This is a genomic window from Klebsiella sp. 28 (assembly GCF_018223905.1).
Classification (GTDB): Bacteria; Pseudomonadota; Gammaproteobacteria; order Enterobacterales; family Enterobacteriaceae; genus Klebsiella; species Klebsiella pneumoniae.
This window is the reverse complement of the sequence record NZ_JAGRQY010000190.1, coordinates 1-7,980: the sequence shown is the minus strand read 5'-3', so window position 1 is coordinate 7,980 and position 7,980 is coordinate 1. Positions and strand designations below refer to the sequence as shown.

Annotated in this window: 7 protein-coding genes and 2 pseudogenes; 3 read left to right on the top strand and 6 right to left on the bottom strand. The window is 37.1% G+C overall.

Annotation, left to right across the window (positions count from 1 at the left end; all coding sequences use genetic code 11):
- Nucleotides 1–696: hypothetical protein (locus tag KHQ28_RS25055; protein ID WP_211777721.1), on the top strand; the 696-nt coding region annotated here is incomplete at its 5' end.
- A 114-nt stretch (nucleotides 697–810) separates the two neighbouring features.
- On the opposite strand, the gene KHQ28_RS25050 is transcribed toward KHQ28_RS25055, so the two are convergent.
- A complete protein-coding gene (locus tag KHQ28_RS25050) occupies nucleotides 811–2,079 on the bottom strand; it encodes a hypothetical protein (protein ID WP_032419129.1) in 1,269 nt (422 codons plus the stop codon).
- A gap of 189 nt (nucleotides 2,080–2,268) precedes the next feature.
- Between KHQ28_RS25050 and KHQ28_RS25045 the strand changes: the two genes are divergently transcribed.
- Nucleotides 2,269–2,748: a DUF4756 family protein gene (locus tag KHQ28_RS25045; protein ID WP_055316576.1), complete on the top strand. Its 480-nt coding sequence runs from the start codon at nucleotides 2,269–2,271 to the stop codon at nucleotides 2,746–2,748.
- Nucleotides 2,749–2,847: 99 nt separating this feature from the next.
- Nucleotides 2,848–3,512, top strand: a pseudogene (locus KHQ28_RS25040) (transposase); the annotation flags it as partial.
- Here KHQ28_RS25040 and KHQ28_RS25035 read toward each other — a convergent pair.
- From KHQ28_RS25035 to KHQ28_RS25015, 5 genes and pseudogenes are all read right to left on the bottom strand, one after another.
- Nucleotides 3,496–3,675 (bottom strand): annotated as a pseudogene (locus tag KHQ28_RS25035) (IS630 family transposase); the annotation flags it as partial. The pseudogenes KHQ28_RS25040 and KHQ28_RS25035 overlap by 17 nt on opposite strands.
- Nucleotides 3,676–3,821: 146 nt before the next feature.
- Nucleotides 3,822–4,931 (bottom strand): SAVED domain-containing protein, encoded by a 1,110-nt coding sequence (locus KHQ28_RS25030; protein ID WP_023302103.1) that lies wholly within the window; start codon nucleotides 4,929–4,931, stop codon nucleotides 3,822–3,824.
- 13 nt (nucleotides 4,932–4,944) lie between these two features.
- Nucleotides 4,945–5,448 (bottom strand): Mov34/MPN/PAD-1 family protein, encoded by a 504-nt coding sequence (locus tag KHQ28_RS25025; protein WP_023302104.1) that lies wholly within the window; start codon nucleotides 5,446–5,448, stop codon nucleotides 4,945–4,947.
- Nucleotides 5,436–7,070 (bottom strand): ThiF family adenylyltransferase, encoded by a 1,635-nt coding sequence (locus tag KHQ28_RS25020; RefSeq protein WP_023302105.1) that lies wholly within the window; start codon nucleotides 7,068–7,070, stop codon nucleotides 5,436–5,438. Before KHQ28_RS25020 ends, KHQ28_RS25025 begins: the two co-directional genes overlap by 13 nt.
- On the bottom strand, nucleotides 7,070–7,980 hold a 911-nt coding region (locus tag KHQ28_RS25015), incomplete at its 5' end, for a cyclic GMP-AMP synthase DncV-like nucleotidyltransferase (RefSeq protein ID WP_211777720.1). The genes KHQ28_RS25020 and KHQ28_RS25015, both read right to left, overlap by 1 nt.

The following is a 7,980-nucleotide window of genomic DNA, read 5'->3' as shown; positions in this document are numbered from 1 at the left end:
GATGGAGAGAAATATTATTATGAACCTATCTCTTCATATTATGCAAAAAACTCTATTTACAAGGTTTCATGCTCAGATATTGAAGATGAGTATAAACCCTATTTAGATAAACTAAATAGCGATATAAATCTAGAAAGAAATGGTGGCAGCATTCTACATGCAGCTAATGTTTTAGAATTCAAAAATGAACCATCATACTCTCTGTGTAAAAAAATATTAAAAAAATCAGGGGCAAATATACAGTATTTAAAAAACCCTACACAGGAGTTGTGTAAAATAGCGATTCAACATGATGGTTACAACCTTAAATATGTCATCCCATTTATTAAGCAAGAAAGTTTAAATGATTTTTATAAAATCGCTGTGAATAGCAATGGAATGGCTCTTGGTCAGATACCTAACCCATCGTATGAATTACAGTTAATGGCTGTAAAGAACTGTGGCGGTGCCTTAAAATACATCACCAAACCCACAAGGGAGATAGCTTTAGAGGCAGCGAGAAATTACGCCGATATTTTTTCATTCGAAAACAGAAAGAAACTTAAAAAATATTTAGATGATGATTTTATACGTGAAGCTGAAGATATTGAACTTGTTCCACTTATGATGTTTAGACAATCCATCCAATTCTTCAGAGAGTTAAAGATTCACATGGTGATATTCATGGAATATTTTAAAGCTAAACTATTATCATAAAAGGCTCGTCATGAGCCTTTTTAAGCTCTCGTAAACAACCATGTTAGAGGTAAACTCTGAGGCGAACAATGAAAATTATACACAGTCTAGGTGATTTATTTTTTATCATTATTGTTAATTAAACTTTATTCTATTTTTACTTCTCACATCCTGAGAAACAGGTTCAGATAAAGACTGTTTTACATTTTTTAATTTGTCTTTAAAGCTTATAACCTTTTCATGCGTCTGAGTATAAAGTTTATTAAACACTTCAACACCCAAAAACTCTCTAGCTGCATCTAATGTCCTCCTCATATGATTTTCTCTTTTAACAGCAAAATCAACTTGAGAAGCCATCTCTTTAGTTAGCGTCTGAACTCTATTTATATAAGTATCTTTTGCTACTGGATCATTTATATCAGCAGGAAGCATTCCAACAGAAAAATGAGGTGCATCTTTAAATGCTTCAGATCTGGAAATGACTACATCCCTTTCTTTAACATCACCTTCATTTTTTATTTTTTCATTAAAGCCTTCTTTGTTAAACCATACACCTAAAGAACTAGATACTCTCTCAGCATGTTTAACTCTCATTACAGCCCTATTATCAAACATAGCTGTATGAACTTCTTCTGAAAGATTTCTATTGCCTTGCCTGAGTATTTCATCCTGAACTCTTTTCAATGCAGCATTATCAATGCCAGTATCAATATTGAATATTTTTTCATCAGCTTGTCTTTTAACTTGGTAAAATTGTTCGTTAACACTTATTATATCATCTAGGTTATCGACTTCTGCCTGTTCTTTCACTATCGCTACAGGTTCTGGTGTTGGTGCTATGTCTAAAGACTCCCCAGCATATAGCTTATTGAAAACTTCAACACCTAAAAGCTGTTTAGCGGCCTCAATGGTATTGCTCATATGGCTTTCTCTACTAACCGCAAAACTAACCTGATATTCCATATCTTTGGTTAATTGTTCTACCCTTTTTATATAAGCATCCTTTACATCTGGCTGATCTATATTATGTTGATACATACCAACAGAAAAGTAAGGTGCGTCTTTGAATGCTTCGGATTTAGAGGCCACTACATCTCTTTCTTTAACACTCCCTTCTGCTGCTATTTTTTCATTAAAAGCATCCTTATTAAACCACTCTCCTAAAGAACTTGAAACTCGCTCTGCATGTTTTACTCTCATTACAGCTCTATTCTCAAACATAGCTGTATGCAGCTCTTCCGCAAGTTCTCTATTTCCCTGTTTTAAAATTTCTTGTTGAATCCTTCTTAATGACTCATTATCTATTCCGGTATCTGCATTAAATATTTTGTTGCTCGCTTCTGCTTTAGCCTTATAGAATCTTTCATTTACTTTTGATATCTCTTCCCAAGTACTCTCTTTCATATTATCACCTATATATTTTGTTAATATATTTATTATATTTTATATTAACAACTAGTAAATATATGGCATTGATATATTTCATTATTTGATAAAAAACTTACGACTTATCAAGAAATAAACTCACTAATTTGACACTTGCTCTATATTTAATAAAATATATTTATTAATATTATTATAACGAGGCAGTATATGAGAAAAGTACAATTAGACAATAGCGATTTGTTGGCATATTTTAATACAATCGAAGAACTCAAAAATCATCCATCAATGGATGAATATAGAACAGGATACCGTAAGCTACGTGATGACAATGCATTTGCATATGAAATAAAAAAATATAGGTCTGCACATGCCACACTGCGCAGACTGGATAAGAAAAGACAATCTCTTTTGGATAGCTTTATTGGTGAGCTTAATCCTATAAGTTACTCAGCAGCTAACACCGCTGCTAAATCATCAGGAAATTTTGATTTAATTAATGAACGAATACTTTATAGAAAAGCCATTGAAGAAAAAAGTGATGCCGAAATCATTGCTCTGGTGATAAAACAACGCACAGAGGCCGCACTTGCGTTCCAGCGCTCTGTTGAGATGAGTCTTGAACAACTTTCTTCTATCGCATCAGATTTTGAGTCCTCAAATAAAAGTAGAAGAAAAATGTCTTTTTAAATGCATCATTTCAGGATTAATCTGGCATTGACCTGCTCCCCGTTGATTAATACACCGCGATGTTAGTAATGTCTTCATAAGCCACATGAGGACATCCCCATGAAGAAGCGTTTTTCCGACGAACAGATCATCAGTATCCTCCGTGAGGCTGAAGCCGGGGTTTCTGCCCGTGAGCTCTGCCGCAAGCACGCCATTTCCGACGCCACCTTTTACACGTGGCGCAAGAAGTATGGCGGTATGGAAGTGCCCGAGGTTAAGCGCCTGAAGTTGCTTGAAGAAGAGAATGCCAGACTCAAGAAACTGCTTGCCGAAGCCATGCTTGATAAGGAGGCACTTCAGGTGGCTCTGGGGCGAAAGTACTGACGACAGACCAGAAGCGGGAAGCCGTTGAGTTTATGTGTAATGCGACCGGTCTGTCGCAACGTCGTGCCTGCAGGCTTACAGGTTTGTCCCTGTCGACCTGCCGCTACGAGGCTCAGCGTCCGGCGGCTGATGTGCATTTATCAGGGCGTATCACAGAACTGGCACTCGAACGAAGGCGTTTTGGTTACCGGCGCATCTGGCAGTTATTACGTCGGGAGGGCCTTCACGTCAACCACAAGCGGGTATACCGCATTTACCACCTTAACGGCCTGAGTGTAAAGCGCAGACGACGTCGTAAAGGTCTGGCGACTGAGCGGCTTCCGCTTCTTCGCCCGGATGCGCCGAACCTGACATGGTCGATGGATTTTGTCATGGATGCACTTGCCAGCGGCCATCGGATGAACGGGCACAGCAGAGCGTTCTGGCGACATTGCTGACCCGCTCACCCCGATGAAGCATCAGCATAGCGGTGAGCCTGCGGGCATGATTTTTATCACGCGTTTTATGGATAGCTTTCTGCATCAGGCGTCTTTCGCCACGGGGAATAGGTGCTATGATCGGCATCGCTCAGTCCGGTTGGTGATTTGGGATAGTCAGCGATTGATCAGATCGCACAATCCGGGCTGAGTTCCCTTTAAGTGATCTACTATTCCGCGCAGCTATTTAGCACTTAAACGAAGTTAACTAGCCATAATAATTTCATATAAATTCTAAATGTCTCTTTTACAATGAATCACCTCAGGAACTTGGATTCCTGCCACAGGCATTAAAATTCCCCATGGATAGGTTACATCACTATTTCTTTCATATTGATAGACAACCAATTCCGGGAGATTTCTCTTATCATAAAGCCGTCCGAATCTAAAGCATAGACTATTAGGTGCAGCCAAAAAAAGGTGAATTCTTTTAACACCCAACCCCGACAGGTCAGCAACGGCATGCAAGAATTGCTTACCTAACTCGACCTGCTTAATCTCCGACCATAAATTATCAGTATTTATTGCAGGTAAAAACATAGTTACTAACTTCATAGATGGGAATTGTTTTTGTATTAGTGAAGAATTAATTAAATATGAACTAGAAATAACCAAAAGCACTTCATTATCGGTTGCCTGCACATCTTTGACACCTTGAATGGTATATCTTTCTTCATCATCTTCTTTATCAAGAGTTTTCCACTCACTAGAATGCCTATCCCAGTCCATAATAGTAATTTTGCACTCATCATCTAAGATGATACCATTTAATACATTCAATGGTACAGGGGTTAAACCTCCAAAATAAACCTCAATATATTCCCTTGAATACTGTGACGTGTGGCTTTCCAGTTGTTCTTGAAGAGTCAATATCTTACGTATAGCCACATCAGGTTTTACAATAAATCCGTCTTCAACCTTTTGCCTTAAATCTAAAATGATTTCTATCGGACGAACCTTGTTTTTTTGGGGAATATATTTTGATAATGGCTCACCAGCACCATCTCGCAACCCTCTTGATTCTATACTAATGAGTTTTTTCTTATCAGCAAGTCTATTTTCACGAAAATAAACATTAATATATATCAAAGCGCTTGTTAAAATCAAGCCAATCGCGACTACGAATGTAATATAGGTAATCAAGGCGGGAGTAAATCCTGATGAATCATAATCAAAGATAAAATCTCCATCTTCTAATGGAACTTTAACTTTTAAAGCCCACCCACCAATCAGAGAAAAAGAAAGGCAAAGTAATCCAGCCTTAAGAAGGATAGCAGGAACAGTTTTGACTCTGAAAAACCAGTCAATTAAAGAGGTGATAAAATGATTTATATGTTTATTCATTGCCATTCCAAAATTATAGTTTATCCAATGAAATTGTCCCTACAGGGATTAATTGACAGGGTTTAATCCCATACCATATTTTTAATTCTTGAGTGCCGATAATTATATAAATCAAACCAGAATTTAAAGTTGCATTTTTAATTACATTATTATAATCAGCCATATCAATGTCTGACGGAGTTGGCGTAAGTTCAGGATGAGTATGCCATAATCCCAAATGTGTCCCTTTTCCATTAGTTAAACTTATCCAGCTTTCAGCATCTTCTTGATGTCGAGAACTTCTATAAAAGCTAGTCCGCGAAGAACAATCTCCTGAACCCGGAAATGTTGCATTTTCAACAAGTAATCCATTTGTATCTGAATCAATATATCCTAACAAAACTCCGCCGGATTCATGTGCGTATCTACCTTTTTGGACAAAATTCAACAAATGCGTGATAACCTTTTTTGATAAACATCCTGTGGCAATACCTTCAATATTCCAAATTAGCTGTCCACTTTCAATTATCCGCAACATGGGCACCCTTTCTTAGCTATTTGTTCAGAATGGAGAAAAGAGGGAGTGTTTTCATTAAAGATATTAAAATATGCAGGGGTAAGAATTATTCCTTCACTCATAGCAATATCATTATTGCCCGCCCAACGTAAATAACCATATTTTTTGGAAACAGCATACTCATATGCTAGCATTGCAGTTTTACTTGCATTGAGCGCAGAAAAAGGCGTAAATGCTCCACAACCAGTAAGTTGCTTGCTTATTTTTTGTCCCGGCTCAATGAATCCTCCCTGTAGGTTAGGCATAAGAGTATTAGTTTCATTATCGATGTAAAGACAATATAAGCACCCTTTTATATTAGTGTGCATTATTATAATTTGCCCACCAACTCCATATGCTTCAACACTAACTGAAACTAATACTGAATTCCATTTTTCTTTGAAAGCACGAAGTATAATCCCCTTCTCTAAACTTGAATTTCCAGTCGCTAAAAAAATAATGTCATAGTCATTATTGTCTTGAGAAAAATACTTCTGAGCACGAACTCTGAAAGGATGTATGTTTACACCCGGAATTCGACTCTTGAAATGGATACTTAGTTCGTCAACTTTATATTTACCAACGGAATTCAATCCAAGTAAATGTCGCCCCATATTATCCGCAGAAAACTTGTCATCATCAACAAGATATATATCACTAGCACCAGAAAGCAATGCCATTTCTGCAATTCTTGAACCAACAGCTCCAACACCGACAACCGCAATACGCTGTCGACTAGCGGGTATTCCTGTCCTTTGGGTTACATATTCCCAACTTGCAAATTGAATTCGATACAATCTACCCAACCACCGTTTATTATTATATTTACCCTGCCCCCAATGAATTAAAAATTCGCAATACCCGTAACTATTTTTAACCCGAAAAATTATACCTCTGCAACGTTTCCCCTCAAGTAAAAAGAGTTGTTCTTGTGATAATTGGTCATAAATTTTCTTCCACCACGATTCATTAACCTGACCAGTAATTGGTGGTATTTTCTTATAACTTATTGTCATAACCACCAATTTCTCACAGGAATTCCGAGAAGGAACGTAACTCAGCGACGACCTAAAAACTCTTCTTACGACCCCTCTTTCCTTTCCTATTTTAGGATATTCAACTTCAGCATACGCTATATCTACATCCTTATTTCCATAGCTATCAATCTGTAATACCTCTGGAACCCCCATGCTTTTTAAATAACCATCTAATTCATCAAAGAACTCTCTCTTCCTTTTTGCTTTACCCATATTCCAATATTTTTTAAGTAGATTTGTCCCCTCGTCTAAGACCCATGTTATAACTCCAGCTATATCTTTTGGCTCGAATTCAATACCTTGTCCATCCTCAAAACATATGATTCCAGCAGAATTAATATGAGGCCATCCCCATACCTTATGAGGCCTGATCCATCTCAAAGATGGAAGTGTAGAAAGATCATTCGTAGTTGAAATAAGCTCAAAATCCCATAAATAGTTTTTAAAATCTAAAGAAAAAAACCATGATGTTACAAAGCCACTTTGTTTTGCAACCTTAATATGTTTACAACCATAGGATTCGAGGCTGAATGATACAGCCTCTTCAAAAGAACATTTACATACCATTAAGCTGAACGCCCTGCTGGAACAACACTGGATGAAGATGACTTCGTAGTTTCACTTTTATCCGGCACAGGAAAATCGTCACCAAATTGTGCTTTTAGCAATTTACATGCTTCATGAGTATCAGGTTGATCTCGAGCTTCAATCAATACAGCAGACAATTTCTCAAGTTTTGTCTTGAGATCCTTCATTTGATTATCGGACATACGTTCAAAAAGGTCTGTAGAAGGTTCTACTGGTAAATATATATGTAGACGATCATCTCCTCCCCAATTATTTAGCATAGAATTAACTAATGATAGAAGAGCCAGTAAATCTTGAGCTTTGCCACTCACAAAGTCAAAATTTGCAGAAAAAAACTCATAAGCTGCTACGGTCAATCCTATACTTGGTGTATTCTTGTGTCCTAACTTTTCATCTTTCCAACGCTTTAAATAACGTACTATCCTCCTGAACTGTTTTTTATGGGAGGAATCTGTATATTTATTTAAAATAACATCCGTCAACTCACGAGCAGAAGATATTTGCCATTCAATTTCTTCTGCAGATGATGTTTCTTTTCCTCTTGCAAGGAAGGTTTGCCCATCACTATCCCCATACTCGCAACTATATAATGCTAAATCAATATGATAAATCGGCTCACCATCTCGAAGATATTCAACGGTTACACAGGGTCTTTTGATTTTCACCGTTCTATTTTTGGTATTCAGGGCATCTCGCACAATTTTTTTTAATTTTAATGGATCTTGATAATCTTCATCATTAGGATCGCATTCAAAAATAATACCAATATCAATATCTGGATTACCATTTAGAGGGTTAATCCCTGTATGTAGCGCATAACTGCCTTGATGAAAGAACTTCATATTAGGGACATCTGAAGATAATTTATCTTTTAATTCCTGAATTAAAG